The 20,070-nt window shown below is 43.8% G+C and carries 26 protein-coding genes and 1 pseudogene; 21 read left to right on the top strand and 6 right to left on the bottom strand.

Going from position 1 to position 20,070, the window contains the following annotated elements; translation table 11 throughout:
• Positions 1–63 precede the first annotated feature (63 nt).
• Positions 64–345 carry a YesK-like family protein gene (locus tag ACQCVH_RS08220; RefSeq protein WP_426835245.1) on the bottom strand — a complete coding sequence of 94 codons (282 nt, stop codon included), beginning with the start codon at positions 343–345 and terminating at the stop codon, positions 64–66.
• Between the two features lie 116 nt (positions 346–461).
• Between ACQCVH_RS08220 and ACQCVH_RS08215 the strand changes: the two genes are divergently transcribed.
• From ACQCVH_RS08215 to ACQCVH_RS08180, 8 genes are all read left to right on the top strand, one after another.
• Positions 462–1,010 carry a TVP38/TMEM64 family protein gene (locus ACQCVH_RS08215; RefSeq protein ID WP_426835244.1) on the top strand — a complete coding sequence of 183 codons (549 nt, stop codon included), beginning with the start codon at positions 462–464 and terminating at the stop codon, positions 1,008–1,010.
• 183 nt (positions 1,011–1,193) lie between these two features.
• Complete coding sequence (locus ACQCVH_RS08210) at positions 1,194–1,682, top strand: helicase (protein WP_426835423.1); 489 nt, start codon at positions 1,194–1,196, stop codon at positions 1,680–1,682.
• Positions 1,679–2,122, top strand: coding sequence for a GNAT family N-acetyltransferase (locus tag ACQCVH_RS08205; protein ID WP_426835243.1), 444 nt, complete (start codon positions 1,679–1,681; stop codon positions 2,120–2,122). Before ACQCVH_RS08210 ends, ACQCVH_RS08205 begins: the two co-directional genes overlap by 4 nt.
• Before the next feature lie 135 nt (positions 2,123–2,257).
• Complete coding sequence (locus tag ACQCVH_RS08200) at positions 2,258–2,710, top strand: MarR family winged helix-turn-helix transcriptional regulator (protein ID WP_426835242.1); 453 nt, start codon at positions 2,258–2,260, stop codon at positions 2,708–2,710.
• Positions 2,711–2,732: 22 nt separating this feature from the next.
• Positions 2,733–3,251: a spermidine/spermine N(1)-acetyltransferase gene (paiA, locus tag ACQCVH_RS08195; RefSeq protein ID WP_426835241.1), complete on the top strand. Its 519-nt coding sequence runs from the start codon at positions 2,733–2,735 to the stop codon at positions 3,249–3,251.
• Between the two features lie 20 nt (positions 3,252–3,271).
• Positions 3,272–3,880: an FMN-binding negative transcriptional regulator gene (locus tag ACQCVH_RS08190; RefSeq protein WP_426835240.1), complete on the top strand. Its 609-nt coding sequence runs from the start codon at positions 3,272–3,274 to the stop codon at positions 3,878–3,880.
• An 80-nt stretch (positions 3,881–3,960) separates the two neighbouring features.
• On the top strand, positions 3,961–4,695 hold the full coding sequence (locus ACQCVH_RS08185) for an alpha/beta fold hydrolase (RefSeq protein WP_426835239.1): 735 nt from the start codon (positions 3,961–3,963) through the stop codon (positions 4,693–4,695).
• A 294-nt stretch (positions 4,696–4,989) separates the two neighbouring features.
• The gene (locus tag ACQCVH_RS08180) at positions 4,990–5,781 is read left to right on the top strand and encodes an alpha/beta fold hydrolase (protein WP_426835238.1); all 792 of its coding nucleotides are present in this window, start codon (positions 4,990–4,992) and stop codon (positions 5,779–5,781) included.
• A gap of 60 nt (positions 5,782–5,841) precedes the next feature.
• Here ACQCVH_RS08180 and ACQCVH_RS08175 read toward each other — a convergent pair whose 3' ends face one another.
• From ACQCVH_RS08175 to ACQCVH_RS08165, 3 genes are read right to left on the bottom strand one after another with little or no spacing between them, the layout of a single operon-like run.
• Positions 5,842–6,999 (bottom strand): Ger(x)C family spore germination protein, encoded by a 1,158-nt coding sequence (locus ACQCVH_RS08175; RefSeq protein WP_426835237.1) that lies wholly within the window; start codon positions 6,997–6,999, stop codon positions 5,842–5,844.
• A gap of 1 nt (position 7,000) precedes the next feature.
• Complete coding sequence (locus ACQCVH_RS08170) at positions 7,001–8,431, bottom strand: spore germination protein (protein ID WP_426835236.1); 1,431 nt, start codon at positions 8,429–8,431, stop codon at positions 7,001–7,003.
• Entirely contained in the window at positions 8,428–9,513 is a 1,086-nt protein-coding gene (locus tag ACQCVH_RS08165; protein ID WP_426835235.1) for a GerAB/ArcD/ProY family transporter, read from the bottom strand. Before ACQCVH_RS08165 ends, ACQCVH_RS08170 begins: the two co-directional genes overlap by 4 nt.
• Positions 9,514–9,774: 261 nt before the next feature.
• On the opposite strand from ACQCVH_RS08165, the gene ACQCVH_RS08160 reads away from it, so the two are divergent.
• The 10 genes and pseudogenes from ACQCVH_RS08160 (at position 9,775) to ACQCVH_RS08115 (ending at position 14,783) form a co-directional block, all read left to right on the top strand.
• Positions 9,775–10,284 carry a GNAT family N-acetyltransferase gene (locus ACQCVH_RS08160; protein ID WP_426835234.1) on the top strand — a complete coding sequence of 170 codons (510 nt, stop codon included), beginning with the start codon at positions 9,775–9,777 and terminating at the stop codon, positions 10,282–10,284.
• Between the two features lie 84 nt (positions 10,285–10,368).
• Positions 10,369–11,217 carry an AraC family transcriptional regulator gene (locus tag ACQCVH_RS08155; protein ID WP_426835233.1) on the top strand — a complete coding sequence of 283 codons (849 nt, stop codon included), beginning with the start codon at positions 10,369–10,371 and terminating at the stop codon, positions 11,215–11,217.
• A 154-nt stretch (positions 11,218–11,371) separates the two neighbouring features.
• Positions 11,372–12,052: a DUF5694 domain-containing protein gene (locus tag ACQCVH_RS08150; protein ID WP_426835232.1), complete on the top strand. Its 681-nt coding sequence runs from the start codon at positions 11,372–11,374 to the stop codon at positions 12,050–12,052.
• Positions 12,053–12,154: 102 nt separating this feature from the next.
• On the top strand, positions 12,155–12,421 hold the full coding sequence (locus tag ACQCVH_RS08145; RefSeq protein ID WP_426835231.1) for a SunI/YnzG family protein: 267 nt from the start codon (positions 12,155–12,157) through the stop codon (positions 12,419–12,421).
• A gap of 97 nt (positions 12,422–12,518) precedes the next feature.
• Entirely contained in the window at positions 12,519–12,944 is a 426-nt protein-coding gene (locus ACQCVH_RS08140) for a DUF5301 domain-containing protein (protein WP_426835230.1), read from the top strand.
• Positions 12,945–12,989: 45 nt separating this feature from the next.
• Positions 12,990–13,208 carry a hypothetical protein gene (locus ACQCVH_RS08135; protein WP_426835229.1) on the top strand — a complete coding sequence of 73 codons (219 nt, stop codon included), beginning with the start codon at positions 12,990–12,992 and terminating at the stop codon, positions 13,206–13,208.
• A 28-nt stretch (positions 13,209–13,236) separates the two neighbouring features.
• Positions 13,237–13,682 (top strand): annotated as a pseudogene (locus ACQCVH_RS08130) (HIT family protein).
• Positions 13,663–14,259 carry a class I SAM-dependent methyltransferase gene (locus ACQCVH_RS08125; RefSeq protein WP_426835228.1) on the top strand — a complete coding sequence of 199 codons (597 nt, stop codon included), beginning with the start codon at positions 13,663–13,665 and terminating at the stop codon, positions 14,257–14,259. The pseudogene ACQCVH_RS08130 and the gene ACQCVH_RS08125 overlap by 20 nt, the downstream one beginning before the upstream one ends.
• A 35-nt stretch (positions 14,260–14,294) precedes the next feature.
• Positions 14,295–14,480, top strand: a complete 186-nt coding sequence (locus tag ACQCVH_RS08120; RefSeq protein WP_426835227.1) for a hypothetical protein — start codon at positions 14,295–14,297, stop codon at positions 14,478–14,480.
• A 72-nt stretch (positions 14,481–14,552) separates the two neighbouring features.
• Positions 14,553–14,783, top strand: coding sequence for a hypothetical protein (locus ACQCVH_RS08115; RefSeq protein WP_224901561.1), 231 nt, complete (start codon positions 14,553–14,555; stop codon positions 14,781–14,783).
• A 287-nt stretch (positions 14,784–15,070) separates the two neighbouring features.
• Here ACQCVH_RS08115 and ACQCVH_RS08110 read toward each other — a convergent pair whose 3' ends face one another.
• A complete protein-coding gene (locus ACQCVH_RS08110) occupies positions 15,071–16,084 on the bottom strand; it encodes a DUF3231 family protein (protein WP_426835226.1) in 1,014 nt (337 codons plus the stop codon).
• A gap of 195 nt (positions 16,085–16,279) precedes the next feature.
• Between ACQCVH_RS08110 and ACQCVH_RS08105 the strand changes: the two genes are divergently transcribed.
• From ACQCVH_RS08105 to ACQCVH_RS08095, 3 genes are all read left to right on the top strand, one after another.
• Entirely contained in the window at positions 16,280–16,645 is a 366-nt protein-coding gene (locus ACQCVH_RS08105) for a hypothetical protein (RefSeq protein WP_426835225.1), read from the top strand.
• Between the two features lie 381 nt (positions 16,646–17,026).
• Complete coding sequence (locus ACQCVH_RS08100; protein ID WP_426835224.1) at positions 17,027–17,509, top strand: DUF5662 family protein; 483 nt, start codon at positions 17,027–17,029, stop codon at positions 17,507–17,509.
• Between the two features lie 131 nt (positions 17,510–17,640).
• A complete protein-coding gene (locus ACQCVH_RS08095) occupies positions 17,641–18,096 on the top strand; it encodes an SAM-dependent methyltransferase (protein ID WP_426835223.1) in 456 nt (151 codons plus the stop codon).
• A 55-nt stretch (positions 18,097–18,151) separates the two neighbouring features.
• On the opposite strand, the gene ACQCVH_RS08090 is transcribed toward ACQCVH_RS08095, so the two are convergent.
• Positions 18,152–19,930: an extracellular catalytic domain type 1 short-chain-length polyhydroxyalkanoate depolymerase gene (locus ACQCVH_RS08090; RefSeq protein WP_426835422.1), complete on the bottom strand. Its 1,779-nt coding sequence runs from the start codon at positions 19,928–19,930 to the stop codon at positions 18,152–18,154.
• Positions 19,931–20,070: the final 140 nt, after the last annotated feature.

The raw sequence follows: 20,070 nt of genomic DNA, 5'->3' as shown, positions 1-20,070 counted from the left end.
AGCCGTTTTAAGTATTAAATTTTCTTTTTTAGCCATTGCAATAAAGCTATCTGACGTATACGGCTATTTTTTTCGATTACGAATATAATTCATAAGCCAATTTATAATTCCGGTTAAAATAGTTCCAATAAAAATACAAACTCCAATAAATCCATATCCCATACCGCTCCAGCCGCCGATAAACAGACTGATAATGATAATGGCTATGCTGATTATTATTAAAGCTGAAAAGCCTGCTTTAAGGTACTTGTCTTTCTGTACAGAACCTTTTAGAATTTTGGATGCCGCTGCAAATAAAATGCTAATTCCTAATAATATAAAGATAAAAACTCTAAAGCCTGCCATACCTTCCCCTCCGGAACTAACATATTTTACATTCGGTTGTACTATTATAGTAATTTTCATCAAAAAAGCCACAAAGTTCACAAAACAGCCTTATAAGGAAGGAATGCCCATTCAGTATGAAGGAAATGATCATTGATTTATTTGAGTCATATACACATATAGCCTTGGCGCTAAGCCTTATAATCAACATAATCATCAGCCTGCTTGGAGTTGTACCCAGTGTTTTTCTGACTGCCGCAAATCTGGCTGTATTTGGTTTATGGGAAGGAATCGCCGTATCTTTTGCAGGTGAGGCCGCTGGGGCAGCCGTTGCCTTCATCCTCTACAGAAAAGGCTTTCGAAGGCTAAAGGATATGCGCGGCCTGTCCCATCCCAAAGTACAGAAACTATTGGAAGCCGACGGCAAGGAAGCATTCTCCCTGATCCTCGCTCTTAGAATTCTTCCTTTTGTCCCTTCAGGTCTTGTCACTTTCATTGCTTCAATTGGAAAAACCGATTTTCTCACGTTTTTCCTTGCCAGCACCCTTGGAAAAATACCGGCCATCCTGATTGAAGGCTTTTCGGTATACCAGATTATCAATATGGAATGGGAGTGGAGAATAGCACCATTCTTGATTGCCGCCATTCTGCTCATTTATGTTTCAAGGAAGTTTCGTACCCGGTAAAAACAAGACAAGCGCCATTTGAGCGCTTGTCTTATTTTTTGTCAGGAGAATTGAAAAGGAAATAGGCCTGCTGCATTGAATATGAATATATAAACGCACAGATTAGGAGTGATTACATTGGCCATTAACAGCCTAGTATACCCGGATTGCCCTGTTGTAAAAAGAACAATAGTAGCGGGCGGCATGACGAAACAGCAGCTTCTCCAGAGATTGCAGCAAGCCTCTATCCTGATGAACGAGTATGGAGAAAGATTGTTTTCTGAGGATCTGTTCACGGCTTCCGCTGAAACATACATGATTGAAACCGTTGAACTGACGGTGGCTGGGCTTGGTTTTCAGCAGGGAGCTCCTCTGGACCGGATTTTTAAAAGAGCGGGTGAACTGGGACTGGGATTGTGTCCGCTGGAGCTGGGTCCTTACATGAGGCTGCAGTATCAGGATCAGCCTGAAGGGTTATCCGCAGACTCATCACAGCGTCATCAGGCACCTTCCGGCTCCATCACCATTGCGTCAGCCGTGATTAGCGATGACCACGGTTTCCCGAAGGGCTTTTATCTAAGGAGCATAGAAGGCGCTTTATGGCTGCGCGGCTACATTGCGGACTATCTGCATATTTGGAATCCCAATGATCATTTTATTTTTGCAGAATTATTCTCAGGAGAAACGAAATGAAAATGATCCCGTATCACCCTCGCTATGCCTCAGAGACCGTGAGAATGTGGAGGGACAGCAAGGAGAAGGCAATTGGGCAGAAAGAAATCCACAGTTTTGAGGACCATATATATTTTTTAAATAACATCCTAGCACGCCAGTGTCAGATCGTTCTGGCATTGTCGGGTGAAAAAGTAGTCGGCATCGTCGCCTATAATAAAACCGAAATCAGCCAGCTTTATATTCATACTGACTATCAGGGTTTAGGGATAGGAACAGAACTGCTCAGCAGGGCAAAAGAACAATCAGATGGCCGGCTTACCCTTTACACCTTTGAGGTAAATGAGAATGCTCAGCGCTTCTATCAGAAGCATGGATTCAACATTATCGGCCGTGGCTTCGAGAATGAAGAAAATTTGCCGGATATTCTTTATGAATGGGAAAAGGAATCAGGGAGGTGAGATGGATGAAAAACAGGCATTGCCGCTGGCGGTGCTTATTTTTATTTATATCATCGTATTTTTATTGTAAATGCAACAAAAATAAGTTAGATTTAATCCATGTCAGTACATTAAATATGGCTTAAGGAGCAAATAATGACGGAAATTCTTCGAGAAATAGGCATGATTGCAAGAGCCCTGGATTCAATCAGCAATATTGAATTCAAAGAGCATGACCTTACCAAAGGGCAGTATTTGTATGTAGTGCGGATCTGTGAGAATCCCGGGATTATCCAGGAAAAGCTGGCCGAGATGATTAAAGTCGACCGGACTACAGCCGCCCGTGCCATTAAAAAACTTGAAATGAATGGCTTTATTGAAAAAAGGGACGATCCTGAAAATAAGAAAATTAAGAGGCTCAATCCAACTGAGAAGGGCAGCAGTGTGTACCCTTTTATCAAGAGTGAAAATGATTATTCCAACAAGGTTGCATTAGAAGGATTTACTGAAGAAGAAGCAGAAGCCATGTTCCATTTTCTCAAAAGAGTCAGAAAGAATGTTGAAAAAGACTGGGAATCTGTGAAAAAAGGAAACAAGAGAATCTATTGATCAATGAAGGAGCGGTTAAAAAATGTCGATGTATTTGAAAAGATGTACCCTGGAAGATTTACACCAGCTGCAGGAGATCAGCATTGAAACTTTCAGTGATACCTTTAAAGACCAGAATTCACCCGAAAATATGAATGCTTATCTGGAGAAGGCATATAACTTAGAGCAGCTGATAAAAGAGTTATCCCATAAGTCTTCACAGTTCTTTTTTGTTTTTTTCAATGAAGAGATTGCAGGATACTTGAAGGTCAATGTGAAGGATGCCCAGTCGGAGGAAATGGGCGGGGAAGCGCTTGAAATAGAGCGGATTTATATCAAGAAGTCATTCCAGAGGCATGGACTTGGCAAGTATCTGCTGAACAAAGCGATCGGAATGGCAGAGGAGCAGGGAAAGAAGAAAGTCTGGCTGGGTGTGTGGGAACAGAATGAAAATGCGATTGCTTTTTATCAAAAGATGGGGTTTGTCCAAACAGGGGTCCATTCATTCTATATGGGCGATGAAGAACAAACAGATCTGATCATGGTTAAGGTGCTTCTATAAACAATTGAGGTGATATTAGTATGTATGTTCCAAAGCATTTCAGGGTTGATGATGAAAATGAGATCTGTCATTTTATCGATAATTACAGCTTTGCGACGCTCATATCCCAGCACAACGGGGAACCATATGCGACTCATCTTCCCCTGATATTGAAGAAGTCTGAGCATGCTTTATATGGACATTTTGCCCGTCCGAACAATCAGAGTACCGCCGGGGGCCAGCAGGTCCTTGCCATTTTTCAAGGCCCTCACAGTTATATTTCACCCTCCTGGTATGAAACGAAAATGGCTGTCCCGACCTGGAACTATGTCTCTGTACATGTTTACGGAAAACTGGAGATAATTGAAGATGAATCAGAGATATTCAATACCCTGAATGACTTGACCGTCAAATATGAAAGTCCGGAAAGCCCATATCAATTGGAGCACATAGATCAAGATTTCATAAAGGGGATGAGCAAAGGGATTGCTGCTCTTAAAATAAAGATCGCCAGAATTGAAGCAAAGGCTAAATTGAGCCAAAATCATCCCGTGGAGCGGCAGGGATTAATCAGTAAACATTTGGAGCAAACCGGTCAGCATGACGGTCTGCAAATTGCATCTCTTATGAAGAAGAATCTTCAAAAATAGCATTCTCAAATCATGCTGGTTGAAGAGCCGCCTGTTAGTTGTTAAATGATTCCTGGTAATCATTCAGAAACACGAGGGGAATGGGTTTTATGAAAGAAATAATGGCAGAGATAAAGGGCTGCAAACTATATGCCAAATTGATGGGCGGAAACTGCGGAAATCCAACAATCATTATGGACGCAGGCTATGGCGACTATTCAAAGGCCTGGGATCCGGTACTTGAGGAACTCTCAATGCTATCGAGAGTCTTCACCTATGACCGGGCAGGGCTCGGAAAAAGCGAAAGAAGCAACAGCCCGAGAACCAGCCGCGAGATGGTAAAAGAATTAAAACAGCTGCTCACTGAAGCCGGGATTGCCCCGCCCTACCTATTAGTGGGCCACTCATTTGGCGGCGGGAACATGCGGATGTATGCGACGGAATTTCCTGATGAGGTGTGCGGGCTGGTCCTGGTTGACTCAACTCCTGAAGAGTACAGGGAAAGATTCCTACCGTCAATGCCGGAGGATTTTCAGGAAGCCTACAATAAGCAATTCGTCAGGGAAGGCAATTATGATGAGTTTATGGAGAGTCTCCAGCAGCTGAAAGATACGAGGCGCCGGTTAGACGTGCCGCTAATTGTCCTGTCAGCCGGGAAGAAGGCTCACTATTCTGCTGAATCACAGGCATTGTGGAACGATATGCAGCGGGAACTGCTGGAGATTTCCTCGCGTGGTGAACTGGTGATCGCTGAAAACAGTGCTCATTATATACAGCGGGATGAACCTGAAGTGATTGTAGATGCTGTAAGGAAGCTCATTGATCTGCAAGACTGAGGATAAATACCTTTTGAAAGGACGTTGATTCTATATGGCTGAATGTCCTTTTTACTTTACATAAATTTCCTCTTCGTCTATTAGGCCATAAAATGTGAAATTCAGGAAGTGGAATATGGTACAATTTTCTTAAAATAAGCCGCAAGGGGGAAATGCCTGTGGGGTGGATCATCATTGTAATCATTGCTTATCTGCCGGTTATTTATAGAATACATAAACGCCTGGATTATTTAGAAAAAGAGGTTAAAAGATTGAATGGGGAGAGCGAGCATTTTTAAACAAGGGGGAAATAACATGACCATTTACCATAAAACCATAGGAGAAGGCTATCCCATCGTCATGCTGCATGGCTGGACACTTGACCATAGAGTGATGTTGCATGCAATGGAACCGCTGTTCGAAAAGCGGGACGGCTGGAAGAGAATTTATATTGATCTGCCGGGGATGGGACAGTCTCTGCCGCACGCTTCGATCCGGAACTCGGATGATATGCTGGAAGCTGTGCTGCAGCTTTTGGACGAGATCATTCCAGAAGGACCGTTTGCTGTCTGCGGCTATTCTTATGGCGGCTATCTGGCGAGAGGGGTCGCCTATTCAAGGCAGGATCGTGTCCGCGGACTTATGCTGCTGGCGCCGGTGGCCATAGCTGAGTCTGCAGGCAGGACCCTGCCTCAGCATGCTGTATTAAAAAAGGACAGCAGCTTAATCTCAAGGCTGTCCCCAGAAGACGCCGAAGAGTTCTGTTCCGTTGGAGTCGTGCAGGGCGAGGGAGAATGGGAAAGGTTCGAGAAAGAAGTTTTGCTTCCTTCCAGACTGGCAAATGCAGAGTTCCTTGAGAGAATCCAGACTAATGGGTACGGACTTAGCTATGATATATCCGCAAGGCTTGACAGCCCGGCGCTGATCATCACAGGAAGGCAGGATCATATTACAGGCTACCGTGATACCTGGGAACTGATAGAGGATTATCCGCGGGCAACTTTTGCAGTTCTCGATATGGCGGGCCATAATTTGCAGATTGAGCAGGAAGATGTATTTAATGCGCTGGTTGATGAATGGCTGAACAGACTTGAGGCGAAGAACTGAGGAAAAGCCCAGGAGCAGGTATTGTCCCAAGTGGGCCAAGGGACCTGTCCCCGTGGCTCTTTATTCCTTTATCGTTATTTTCCTGTTTTTGAATGATCCTGAATGCTCCAGTGTAATATATGCTTCAATGGCCTTCAGGCTATCTTCAGTGAGCAGGTTTTGTTGATCCTTAAGCTTTTTCCAATCAGAATGATAGTGTCTGTATAGCTGGTGCTCCAGGTTTAAAAAGTCAATGTCGTGTTCTATGCCCAGCTGATATAATTGCCTGATTTCCTTTATGACCCCTTTTTTTGTGTATTCTTCCATTGAATCGGGGTTGATTATATTGTTCCGAATGCGGTTGCTGATAATTCCATTGGCGTAGTAGAAAATGGTGAAGCGAAAACTTTCGCCCTGTTTTTCGGTTTGAACCTTAATAGATTGATCCTCGAGTACAGCAAGAAATTCAGGCTTTTTCTCATTTGGCAACAGCAAGGGAGCCCGTAGCGTTTCCGGAGTCAGCCATCGGATGCCTCGTATCTGATCGTAGGAATAATATCCTTTGTACTTTTGATCAGCAAGAAAAAAAGCACCATTGAATGCGAGCTTTGGCTCATTCTTTTTGTTCTTCTTCCACTGCGTTTGAACGATAGTGAGCGATGGAACGTAAGAGGTGCACGCCGGTTCAAAAAATTCGCGTGCAAATTGGTTCAGCTTGATTGGCCTAATGGTCGAGTTTTGTTTATATGTGCTCTCGGGACTATGAAGGATAGTATTCAGCGAGGTTTGATTAAAAAACCCGCCGGTTGAGAGAATATCGATTAAAGGCTCCTTTGTTCCAAAAATCCACGGTGTCGGCCGGAATTCATAATAGCGTGTCAAGCCGTCAAAGACACTGTCCAGCCCTTTTTCCAGTGCAGCTTCACTCAAAACGATGGCTGTGACATGTGCCCATAGAAATCTCTCTTGAGCTGTCCCATAAGCTTTAAAAAAGGCATCGATAAACGTTTCTCCGCTCGACTCTGACACATAGACTTCAGGGGGCGCCTTTTCACCGCCCTCACTTTTCGCCACCGATCCTAGCCCGAGCATTTGAATATAGAGGTGATACTTACCGTCCTGATAGTCGACCCCTAGGGCTGTCGCAAAGTTCTGGTTTTCAATCTCTGCAATATCGCATGCCGTGGCACTGAATAGAAGTATAATGGCCATTAACGCTATAGCAAACTTATGCATCATCCTATTTTCTCCGCTTCTGAATAAATGAAATTCCGAACCTCTTGCGGTCGAAGGGGTTCACAAAAAATGCTGCCAAATATTCTCTGAATTTGAGTGAGGCAATTGGTTCAAGATAAGCCACTTTAAATGATTCCAGTACAGACAGGTAAATGAGGATGCTTAAAGCTCCAATGAAAAGTCCGTAAATACCTAAGAAAATAGATAAAATTAACGTAAAAAAACGAAGGATGCTGACGGTTCCAACCAGCGACTGATTCACAAGCGTGTAACTTGCGACAGCAGTCAGCGCTATGATTACAATCATGGTTGGCGAGGTAAGGCCTGCCCGGATTGCAGCATCACCGATGATGATTCCTCCCACGATTGAAACCGTCTGGCCAAGCACTGTTGGCATTCGGACTCCTGCCTCTCTTAACAGCTCAAATAGCCCCAGTATAAAAATAGCTTCCACTCCGGTTGGGAGCGGCAATCCTTCCCGTGACACAACGAGAGTGGCCAATAAGGCAAATGGCAGCTGGTCATTATTTACAGATGCTAAAGACACCCAGAACCCCGGCAAAAATATGGCAGTGACTAATCCAATGATCCTGATTAACCGCCCAAATACAACAAAATAGTAAGGGAAATGCACATCCTCTGGCGACTTTATCAGTTCAAACACATTTGTTGGTCCGATTAATACGGACGGAGACCCATTCACAATTAAAATGAACCTTCCCCGCAGCATGCTTTCAATTACAAAGTCCGGACGGGTGACATAATCAAATAATGGAAACAGAGAAAAGGAGCGATCAGAAAGCCATTGCTCCAGCTGGCCGCTGCTCACAATACTTTCGCCCTGAAAGTCATGAAGCCGATGCCTGGCTTCTTCAATGAAACTCAGATTCACCTTGTCATGTAAATAGAGCAAAGACACCTCTGTTTTGCTGATGGAACCCATGGTAAAGGATTCACAATAAAGCTGTTCTGACTTCACTCTCTTTCGGATCAATGAAATATTTGTATTCATCTCTTCGGTAAAACTATCCTTTGGACCTTTAATAGACACCTCTGTTGATGATTCCTGAGGGGTTCGCTGCGGCACTTTGCTGATATCAAACACATAGAAAAATGGAGTTCCTTCCCGGAATACAATCAGGGAACCGGAAAAAACTAGTTTGATCATTTCTTTCATGCTTTTAATATGCTGGACAGGAGGCAGGATTTCAGAATAGCTCCGTGGTTCTTCTCTGCTGATACTAAGCAGAATCCGATTGAAGTACTCATTCAGCTGCCTGGAATCAAGCATGCCTTTGCAATAAAAGGCTTGAAGCTCATCAGCTTTTTCAATGGGAATGAATTCAATATCGGCATAGTGTTCAAAGAACAGCTTCAGCTCTTCACCGGTCAGCGTTCCATTTGCAAGTATATGATCAAAACGCTCCATGTTCATAATGTTTGGGTTCCTTTCCTTACAGGCAGATAGCTAATGATCAATAATGCCAGCGAGATAAACACCGCAAAGGCGAAGGCGGCCGGATAATAGAAATGGCCGATTATCGTTTGCATCCACATGTCGCTTACGGGAGCCAGTGTTAATAATCCTAAAACCAGTGATACTACCACAAACACATGCTTCTTATTCGAAAGAGCCGGATAACCCTTTAACATATTTGTAAGAAGGTAGAGGCCAAGAGAAATCCGGATGATTTCACCGCTTAATAATTGAAATACAGCCAGAAAGTCAACATGGGAAATATATTCTCCCAGGGTGATAAGGCGCCATTGCTCAAAGGCAGGAAAACGCATATTGGCTGCAAGAGTGGGTCCGAATGAAGATAAACACCCCATTGTAGGCCCAAGAATCAGGCCGGCCAGGATTGAAATAAGCACAAAAAGATTGCGCCAGGTTAACGGTTTTTTAAGACGGTGCTGGAGAAGCAGAAGTACAAGGAGGTCAGCGCTTCCTCCAAGGATAATGATTGTTCCTTTTACAATGGGTGGATATCCCTCTGTAAAAACCGGAATGAGATAGGAATAGTCTTTTTCCTCGGCGGTAAATAAGGAGACAAAAATTCCAAGCATCCATACAATTGGGAGCAGTACTGCAGAAACATAAACAATCGATTTTAATCCATTATAGGCGGACCAGGCACTGATCAGCAGAAAAGGCAGCATGACAGCAACGGAAGGGGTATGCGGCAAAAAGTAAATATGCACGGATTGAATCAAATCATAAAAAGAAATGGCACTGATGGTGAAAACGAAGACTGCAAGGCTCGACATGAAGATCAGAGAAACAGTCCTTCCTGCCCGCTCTTTGATCCAATCAAAAAGAAACAGTCGCTCAGGATTTTTTTTCATTATTAAATACAGGATACAGCCCCAGCTCAGTAAAAAGGCATAAGCAATCAGCACGCAAATCCATGCATCTCGTTTTCCTGTGGCCAGCAAGTGAGGCATGATGAGCACATGGTTGGAAATGCCAATAAATAGAATCAGGACAAAAATCAATTGAATACGGGAAAATTGCATGCAAGCACCACCAAATAATTTTCTGCTGATGTTAGGTTTTGTTTTATTTTCCAAAGTATGCATGAAGTAGAATTGAGGCGGCAGTGCTGTAACTGCTTAAAGGTAAAGGGAGATTGCGGGATTGGAAAGCGAGAACAGGTTCTTTGCCCACAGCGGGATGGAACATGCCTGCTCTTTAAACAGCAAGCAGGAAACCTGCCGCCCTGCAGCGAAAAGAGTTATATGCATTTTTTGGAAAAACAGCAAAGGAAGCTGATCATAATGAAATTAATAAGACCTGAACAGATACATGAAGATCAATTAATGAGTTACCGAAAAGCATTTTTGGACTCGGGAGAACATCTTTATGGAGGCTCTTCCCTGCAAAACTATGAAAAATATGAGGAATGGCTTGAAAAAGTCATCAGCCAGGCAAAAGGGGAGCTGGCGCCAAACCGGGTTCCCGCGACACAATTCCTGAGCATGGTTGATGATAGAGCAGTCGGCCTGGTTAATATACGCCATCGCCTGACACCGGAACTGCTGGTGGAGGGCGGGCATATCGGCTACAGCATCCATCCGGCTGAACGCCGCAAAGGATATGCCGCTGAACAGCTGAAGCTGAGCCTGGCCGAAGCAAAAAAACTGGGGCTGAAAAAAGTGCTGGTCACTTGTGACAAGAAGAATATAGCTTCAGCCAGGACCATTCAGAAGGTTGGCGGGGTCTTGGAGAATGAGGTCATTTCTTCGGACAGCGGCGAGGCGGTTCAGAGGTATTGGATACAAGTATGACTTCTAATCCGTCTTTTTCCGCACAGGGAATGGCGGATTCAGCTTTTCTTTTTAAGATACAGTAAGCAAGAAAGGAGGTTGAATATGGATTGGCTTGAGAGAATGAATAGAGCAATGGGTTATATCGAGGAAAATTTAGCAGGTGAAATAGATGGAAAAGAAATAGCGAGAAGAGCTTGCTGTTCGGGTTACCATTTTCCAAGGATGTTCTCTTCAATGACCGGATTATCTTTATCAGACTATATCAGGCGGAGACGCTTATCACAGGCGGCATTCGAGCTCCAAAACAACCCTGAAGTCCGGGTTATTGATCTGGCGCTTCTTTATGGCTATGATTCCCCGGATGCCTTCAGCCGTGCTTTTAAAAATCTTCATGGAATTACTCCATCGGCGGCCAGGAACAAGGGAATCAAGCTAAAAGCCATTCCAAGGCTTTCCTTTCAAATTTCAATCAAAGGAGATGCGGAAATGGATTACCGTATTGAAGTATTGGATGCTGATATTGAAATTGCTGGAGTCAGGCGTAAGGTGGTTACGGAGGACGCTTTCAACACAATCCCTGGGCTGTGGAAAGAGGCGACCGAATCTGGCCAGCTGCAGCGTTTTATTGATTTATCCTGGGAAAATCCCCAATGCAAGCTGGAAGGAATACTGGGCGTAGTCGGAAAACAGGCTGCCATTACAGATGAAGAATTCGATTATTTCATGGGCTGCCGTTATACTGGTGAATCTGCAAGCGACATGGAGAAAATCGTGATTCCCGCATGTTCTTGGGCTGTGTTCCCTGACGTTTCTGATGCATGGAAGCGCCTGTATACCGAATGGCTTCCTGCTTCAGGTTACGAACTGGCAGATCTGCCTTGTATTGAAAACTATTTGGCGCCTGATAGAGTTCCGAACAGCGAGTTGTGGGTACCGGTTATAGCTAAATAGAGGGAAGGGAGTGACAGGTTTTTTGTGCCAAGCTGCATGAGGAACCTGTTCCGCTGTCTTTAAAAAATTTACCAAGGGGGCGTACTCTATCAAGCCAACTCTGTTAATCTTCGGAACAGACCATTTTGCAGGCATAGACAATGGAGATATGTATATGACAGACAAAATGGATATTTTATCGGATACAAGGCAAGCAGAAATCCAGGAGGTTATCACTTGTTTAAGAAGGTTTAAACCGACAAAGGTTGCCTTGGAAGTTCTGCAGGAAAAGGAAGAAACATTGAATGATGATTATGCTTCTTATTTGAATCGATATTATGCATTAACCGTTAATGAAATCGATCAAGTCGGATTCCGGCTGGCAAAGGAATGCGGTTTGGAACAAGTACATGCAGTCGATTGGAATCAGGATGAGGATGGTGTTCCTGACCTGGGGGTTTTAAGAGAATGGGAAGATACAGAAGAGTATAAGGCATTCACAGAGATAGGGCAGAAAATCACTTCTGAAGCAAATACATACTTGCAGAATCATTCCATAAAAGACTATTTGCTTTGGCATAATGATCCTCAGAATATTGCCAGGGGGCAGGAACTTTATATGAAGATGTCCCTGACAGGCAGCAACAGCAACCCGGCGGGCGCTATTTGGACAGCGAAGTATTGGTATTATCGCAATCTGTTAATATATAAAAACTTGGTTAACTTAGTGAGTTCCAATGAAGAAAGGATTTTTGTTATATATGGTGCGGCCCATCTCCATTTGCTATTGCAGTTTGCAAGGGAGAGCGGGTTATTTAATGTTGAGGCTGCGGGGGATTATCTAAGGCAGGGATAAACTTCTTGATACAGTTTGAGCCAGGGGGTCTGTCCCTCTGGCTCAAAAAATGAAACTCTCCTGGCACTTATCCGTAATACATATATTAACAGGAGGGATACCATGGAAGTTAGAGTGGCAGAGAAGAATGGGAACCTGCAGATAAGCTGGCTATTAAATAAAATTGAAATACCGTTATCGGCTATTACGGATGTGTCGAGTGACGATACATATGGCGGGCAGGAAAAGGAAGCCATGAGGATTGGGTTTCCATCCGGCAATACAGACAGAGTGGTCATTATAACAGAGAAAGAAACTTATATACTTTTTACGAGTATTGGCGGCATAAAAGAAATGATTTTAACTCTGATGAATAATTGTGTGCGTTGATCTTAAGGAGGATTGACGCTTTTTTTGTTGAAGTTCTTTAATATTCGGGCAGTCAATCATATATGCATTCACAGCTGAAAATGAAGGGGGAGAATGGTTGAAGAAGTTCATGCTTTTCGGATTTTTATCTATCATGATGATCCTTGGGGTTATCTATATAATCAATTCAAGAAACACAACTTTTAACCAGGCGGTGCCTGATATGTCTGAGATTACATCTATAGAAATAATCAAATCTTCTACTGATAAAGAAGTTGTGTTAGAAAATAAGAACGATGTAAAATCACTGATCCAAAGCTGGTCTGAAATGAAGCTAAAGGCAGATAAAATGGGTTCTCTAAACTTTGAAGAATCGTATTGGATCACTCTAAAAGCTAATGATGCGAGAAAATACGGGCTGACAATTTACGATGATCAATACTTATTGGTTTATGATTTCAGCAAAAGAAATGAAAAAGGCAGCAGCAGGAGTTACCATTTGATGAACGGGTTTGATTTGGGGGATATTGAGCAATATTTTTAAAAGCGCTTGTGCAGGTTTTTAAGAAAAGTAAAAGGGGGCTAAAATGTGGATTTATTATTCTGGATTATTTTCGGTTTTTTCATAGGCGGATTTGCGGTTCTCGTTTCCATGAAAAAGAATATGGAACACAGGGTCGCTGCTATCAAAAGAGATGGGGAAAGCAGCAGCATTTCATCTCGGCCTGTTGTCTGGTGGATCGTCGTGACGACTATCTGGGGGATGGTAAGCATGGGGCTTGCGGTGTGGTGGTTTTCAACAGTCTGATTTGACGCTAAAAGTGAGGAGATCAATTATGGATAACTGTATTTTTTGCAGGCTGGAACTTGAGCAGGATCAAAACATTGTCATGATTGTCTGTTTTTACAGCTTGGACAGAGTAAAATAAAAGGAAGCCAGCAGGAGGGAGCCGGGTTAAGCGTACCTATTAAGCATAGGGAAACTGCCTTTGATTTAACACAGGAGGAATGGGGGGCAACTTACAGTCTCCTTCAGGATGTCAAAAAGTACTTGGATGAGAAGCATCAGCCTCAAGGTTACAATCTGGGCTGGAATTGCGGCGAGGCTGCCGGGCAGCATGTTTTCCATGCCCGTTTTCATGTGATACCAAGATATGAGGATGAGCCTCTTACGGGTAAAGGAATCAGATATATGTTTAAAGGAAAAGAAAATCAAAGGAGGCTTAGACCTGCCCCCCTTAGCCACTTAAAGGAGAGAGCTAATGGAAAACAACGTGTTTGAGCAGATGGCTCAAAGATATGATACAGAGGAAAGAAAGCAATGGGCGAAAGTAATTGCTGAAGAAGTCAGGACTGAACTGCAGAACAGCAGTGATCAATCCTTAATAGATTATGGAAGCGGCACCGGCCTGGTCAGTCTGGAACTAACAGACCTGGTGAAATCCGTTTTGCTGGTAGATTCATCCGAACAGATGCTGGAGGTTGCGGAAACGAAGATTTCCCGTAAAGGCGTCACCAACGCAAAAGTGCTGTATGCTGATTTTACACAGGAAACGGCTGAGCTCAAGGCAGACATCGTCTTCATGTCACTCGTCCTTCTCCATATCCCGGATACACAGAAAATCCTGCAGCAGCTGTTCAGCATCCTCAATGAAGGCGGCAAGCTTATCATTGTTGATTTTGATAAAAATGATCTCATCAGCCATCCGAAAGTTCACAACGGCTTCTTGCATGAACAATTGAAAATGAGATTATCTGAAGCAGGATTTACATCAGCTGAAATCAGGACATTCCATCATGGGAGCGGTATTTTCATGAAGCAGGATGCCTCTATGTTTATTTCAGTCAGCACCAAGTAAGGACGGAGGAACCTCCTCAAGACAGGGTGATTTCAATGAAATTAATATTGCGTAAGTGGCATGATTACAGGTCAGATTTAAACTTTGTGGCCGGCCAGGCAGCGCAGGATGGAACAGTGCTGCTGATTGAAACAGATCAACGGGAACTTGATTTTTTTGAGAGCCGGTTGCTATGCGGGGCTCACATCTGTATGCATGCGGCAAGGATGGAATATATATAAAGTCATAGGACAGATTTTATGCCAAAACGGGCCAGGGGACCTGTCCCCTTGGCTCACTGGGAGGACTTTCAAATGTATAATAAAAACCACGATCCAAAAGGAAATGTGAAGGCGGAGATTTTACTGTCGGGGCAATCTCTTTCTTTTAAACTGGATAAAAGTGAAACAAAGATTCTGCTCGACAATATGGAAAAAGCATCGCATGATTTTAAAAAAATGGACTCTATTAAGTTGTATCATCCTGACGGCAGATTAAAATCAGTAATCAACCCACTGCAAATATCCAGGATTTGGTTTACGTGAAAGAGAAGGGACAGGTTCCTTGTCCCAAGCAGACGGGAAACCTGTCTCTCTGTATTAATGTGGAAGCATAATAGTCTTGAGATACTTATTGCTTATGTTAAAGGCTGCATTCTCATTAAGTGGTTAAGCCTGTGCTTAAATGTATCCATAAAGAATTCGATCTTTATGAGCAGCGTAATAATCCTTTTAACTAAGCTTGAGAGTGTACTCAAAATTTATCCCTCCACAAGAATATTAGTGCCAGGAAGAACCGGCACTACCATTAATATCTTCCATGGCCATTCCCTTTATTCAAGTCCTTTCTTAATGATTTGGGAACGGTTTTCCATTTGCGGGGGTTCCTCGAACCAGCCATATTTTATCTTAATGTCAATCCCTTCCTGAGCGTAGAAATAGACATCTTTTGCGAGTAACAGTGTTTTCATCGCCAAATCGTTTCTTAGACTGAAAAATCCCCCTGTGCCTGAACCGATCAGTCCAAACCCGTTAAGAATATATATGCAGTGCATCATCAGCTTGTCAGAAAAGGGAGGAACTGTTGATGTGGTTACCGTTGCGCCGGAAGCCGCGGAGAGATGGACATCCCCTTCCAGAAGCAATTCCTCCATAACTTTGACCTGTTTCTTGGCAAGATCTTTCCCTTTTGAAAAATATTGCCTGGCTTCCTTGTTTTGGGCGCACTGAGCAAAGCCTGTAATTAACTGCATCCCAATATTATTAACTTCAAGATTATGATGAAGGATTCCAACCTCCAGGGCAGATAGAGGCCTTTTTTCACCCATTAATTTAAACCCCTCCATGTACTTTTTGCTTTTAATGAATTCCGTTTTTTTCTGTATTGTCACTTTTGGGGGGAGAGATAGAATTCCATTTTTAAGTAAATAACGTGTTGAAAGTTTATAGATTTTTTGAGTGACAGTTGTGAGTCCCTCATAAATGGCCATTCCCTTTTTGTTGTAGGTCATATTCATGCCAAGGGTGTACAGCCCCATGCTGACTTCCTTTAATACACGGACAAACATGATATCAAATCCATTGTCATATAACTTGGGGGCCTCCAGGTTGACATCCTCTGATGTGAAACCCACAGGTTTAACCATACCCTGTTCAGAAAAAAGATTTTCCATCTCAGCTACATAAAAATCAAGCTCCTGCCATAATCCGCCCAAAATATTTCTTGCTTCCGGGTCATCTGCTTTTTCAATAAAGTATTCCAAAAACCGCATAATCAAGGTTTTTTCCTGATATGTCTGCCAAAGCGAGCCTATTTCGGACACATTTAAAGGATTTGTCAGAACCATGCAAGATACCTCCTAATCAAATATCTCTAAGTGCATATTTATGTTGTTTCTAGCGTTTCCAATTAAGGAAATACAATTCTGCTTTAAGGGCAGAGTAAGCTGGGACACTGCCTTATTAAATGGTAAAATTTAGTGCGGTAGTATCTTCTGAGTGATTGGAAAGAAAACGATCATCACAGAGAGGAGAGAATCAACATGGAAAAGGTTTCCCTTGAAGATCAGCTGGAAGCAATAAAGTCCTTTCAATCAACCATTCGAAAACTCGAAAAGGCATTGGCTCAAATGACTGAAAAAGGTGTAAATACAAATTTAGTAAAGAAACGATTCAAAGCCGCTTGCATCGGCCTTGATACCCTGGAATACATATGGAATCAAAAACCCCATCATTACTCTCCGGAAGAATTAACAGAAGCCCGCCAAGTCCTTATAGGTTTACTCCCATCCATTGAGAACGCTTATGACAAGTTAAAGGCAGGCAGTCCTCAAAGGACGCTTCTTGATAGAAGACTCAAAGCATTGGAATTGGCGGTGGAAGCCATTGACGACTTTTTCAATAAATAAGTTAACTGCCTGGGGGTGTTTCATATAATTGTGATGCTATGGCAAATATCATTAATCCTTTCTGTTATCACTCTCCTTTATGGTCTGTTTGGGAGATCGCGGCTTTCACTGCTGATTAGCTTTATCACATCAATTCCAATAGCTTATTACTTCCTTGGAGCTGAAAATAGCTGGAGGCTGGTTGCTTTAGCTCCTGTACTGATACTGATGCTGGCTTTTGTTTTATGGAGAAATAAAAAGGACGATGATCCGCTGAGCAGAAGGATTCCTATCCTTTTTGTGGAACTTTAATTTAGAGCCATCTATGGCAAGGAGATCTCGACGCAAATTAAAGTTCCAGATTTCAAAAAGAAACTAATGAAGCTGGATGGGGGGAGTATCGTGCTGCAGGCATTCTTGAAAAACACATTGTATATACTGGAACATAAACTCAATGTCCTAATCGAGTGCTGGAAAGAGGGGCTATTCCTGCAGGGGATGATCCACGATTGGTCAAAATTTTCCCCGCAGGAGTTTCTGCCATATGCTAAGAAGTTTTTCTATGAGGGTAAAAAGGATTCCAAAGATGAATTAAAGTGGAAATATGCCTGGCTCCACCATCAGCACAAGAACAAGCACCACTGGGAGCATTGGGTGGTTGACCCGAAAAATAAACAGGCCCTGCCAATGCCCAGAAAATATCTTCTTGAAATGGTTTGTGACTGGCGTTCGTTTTCGAGGAGATGGGGAAGAAGGGTGAAAGCTTCTACTATGGACCTGAGCGGCAATATTATTTTGCATCCCGATACGAAAAAGGAACTGGAAGTTATATTAGAGAAGAAAAAGGCAGAGGATGCTAGGTGGAAAAATAGAGACGCGATTTAACTTGGAATAGGCTGCCTGCAAGGCGGCTTTTTCGCTGTTTCTGAATAAATGCAGGAAAGAAAAGCGGTAGCGGACTTAAAAAATGAGCCAAGGAACCTGACCCCCTGGCCCATTAGAAAGGGAGCAGTGCTATGATTACAGTAAATCCTGTCGGGATTGCGTATAATGAAAGACACGAAATAGAGGACGATTATTGGGGTGAAGTGGTCAGCAGGATCGTGCTGGACGATTCTTTGCCAGAGGACGGGCTCGACGGAATTGAATCTTTCTCCCACTTAGAAATCATCTATTACTTTCATCGGGTGGATCAAAGTAAAATTGTGCCTGGTGCAAGGCATCCCCGTAATGACAGCAGCCTTCCTAAAGTCGGGATCTTTGCTCAGCGCGGCAAGAATAGACCGAATCAATTAGGCCTGACAACTGTAAGGATGGTCAAAAGAGAAGGCAGGGAACTGACCGTTACAGGACTTGATTGCATCAATGGGACACCGATTCTTGATATCAAGCCGGTGATGGAGGAATTTCTCCCTGAAGAGCCGATCAGCCAGCCTGACTGGTCCCGGGAGATTATGAAGAATTATTGGTGATAATGTTCCGGGCGAAAAAAAGAGATCAGCGGCTTCCTGCTGATCTCTTTTTCATTCAGTTGGCGCCAGTTATTATCAGAACCGGAGAAAGTTCTTCATTTCCTCCCCCATAAAAAAGGACTGAATTTTGATTAAAGCCCGCTGCTGTTGTTGCCTTTAGCCTGAATTGTGTCTTGCCGCTCCGGTTGATTTGAGCGAGTGCGCTGGCCGGAATATCTATATCAATGTAATTAGATGCGGCAGCCGGCTGGAAACTGGCCATATTGGTGAGTGTGGCTGCGGCGGAATAATCGCTTTGCTCTATCAGGGCAGACCCAAATGTTCCATTCTTCAGGTCCATTTTTACTTCAGTGACCGCCCCTGTGATTGATTTTGTATACAAGCGCAATTTTGCTGACCCAATCGCTGTCTGTCCGATGGTGCTTGTGTCAAAGGATAAAATTCCCCTGAAGGTATCGGTATTGTACATCCCTTTATCGCCAGCCTTGATGTCCCCGGAGCCTTTGCCATCTGCTGTGAAGCGGCCGGCAAACCCGCTTTCCCCTGAGATGGCGCTGAATGTCAGCGAGTCCCCGGGAGGAGCATCTTCTTCGATGATATATACTTCTTCTTTGACAGACTCTCTTTGCCCGGAGCTGTCCTGGCTGAAAAACTTAAGGGTTGTATCGTCGTAAATGTAAATCGGTCCCGTGTAGAGTGTGGATTGTGCTGTAGGATTCGAACCGTCCACAGTATAGTAAGTAGCCGCTTCTTTATTAGTCTGTAGCTCTACATAGACAGGCTGATTATAAGTTCCGCCTTTAGGGCTTGCTGATGTAGCAGGGACATCGTCTGCATTTCCTCCATCATCACCGCCTGAAAATGAATGGAAAAATTCCCACATCATCCGGCTGGCATCAGGGCCCTGGGGATCCGTATAGCTGCCTTGCACATTTCCTCCTGACCAGGCATGGCCCATGCTTTGGACAGCTACTTTCTTCATCCATACTCTGCCGTCGCCAGCTTTATAATGGCTGACAGTATAGCTTTTTCCGCCAGGTACGGTTAAGTTCTCGTTTTGATCCGGCTGATCATCAATCCAGCCATCCTCTTTGCCGTTCTGGGCTAAATCATTTGTGGCAGCCCATTGGGTGATAACCTGATTTCCATTTACCGGAGCGACTGTATAATCCGAAGTTCCGTGAAACACTATGACTGGCATGGAGCCTGCCTGGCTTCCCATTGCCTGATAGGCAGCCCTCCCTTGCTGTACAGGATTAGGGCCGCCGCTTGACATAGCCGTAAAAGCTCCTGTCATGCTGGTTGCAGCCTTGTATTCAAGGCCTGCTCCCACCCCGATTCCAGAGAAAAGGTCAGGATATGAGGCTCCCATGATCACACTCATCGCTGCACCTGCTGAGAGCCCTGCCGCATATACTTGATCACCTTGGACAGAGTAATTATTTTTAATAAGATTCACCATTCCGGCGATAACAGCCGGTTCTCCGCTGCCGCGCGACTGGTGGGCTGATTCGAACCAGTTCCAGCACTTGTTGGAATTGGCACTGCTGGTCTGTTCAGGATACAGCACCAGGAACCCTTTTTCATCAGCAAGTGTATTCATCTTAGTCCCTGTCGCAAACTGGCTGGCATCCTGTGTGCACCCGTGCAGCATGACATATAACGGATAAGACTGACTTTCACTGTACTGATCAGGAACATACAATTTATAAGGCTTACCCCCATAGGAGCCTGTAATAAATTGTCCTGCAGCCTTTGAATTACCAGGAAGCAATGTGACCGAGCATACAAAAATCAAAATGATTAAACCAATCCAAGATTTTTTGCGAGCCATCAAAACCACTCCTCCTTTTCATCCTTCGGGTTTAGTGTAGGAGGGAGGAGTTACAATGAAGTTACAGTGGGCCGGTAGGGATTGAATGGAGCCAAGGGGACAGGTCCCTTGGCTCTTTTTTGTCTGAGCCGGGTAACCTG

It is taken from the genome of Bacillus infantis (genome assembly GCF_050107595.1).
GTDB classification, from domain to species: domain Bacteria; phylum Bacillota; class Bacilli; order Bacillales; family Cytobacillaceae; genus Bacillus_AB; species Bacillus_AB infantis_C.
Note: the sequence above shows the minus strand (reverse complement) of the source record. Positions and strands in the feature narration are given on the sequence as shown.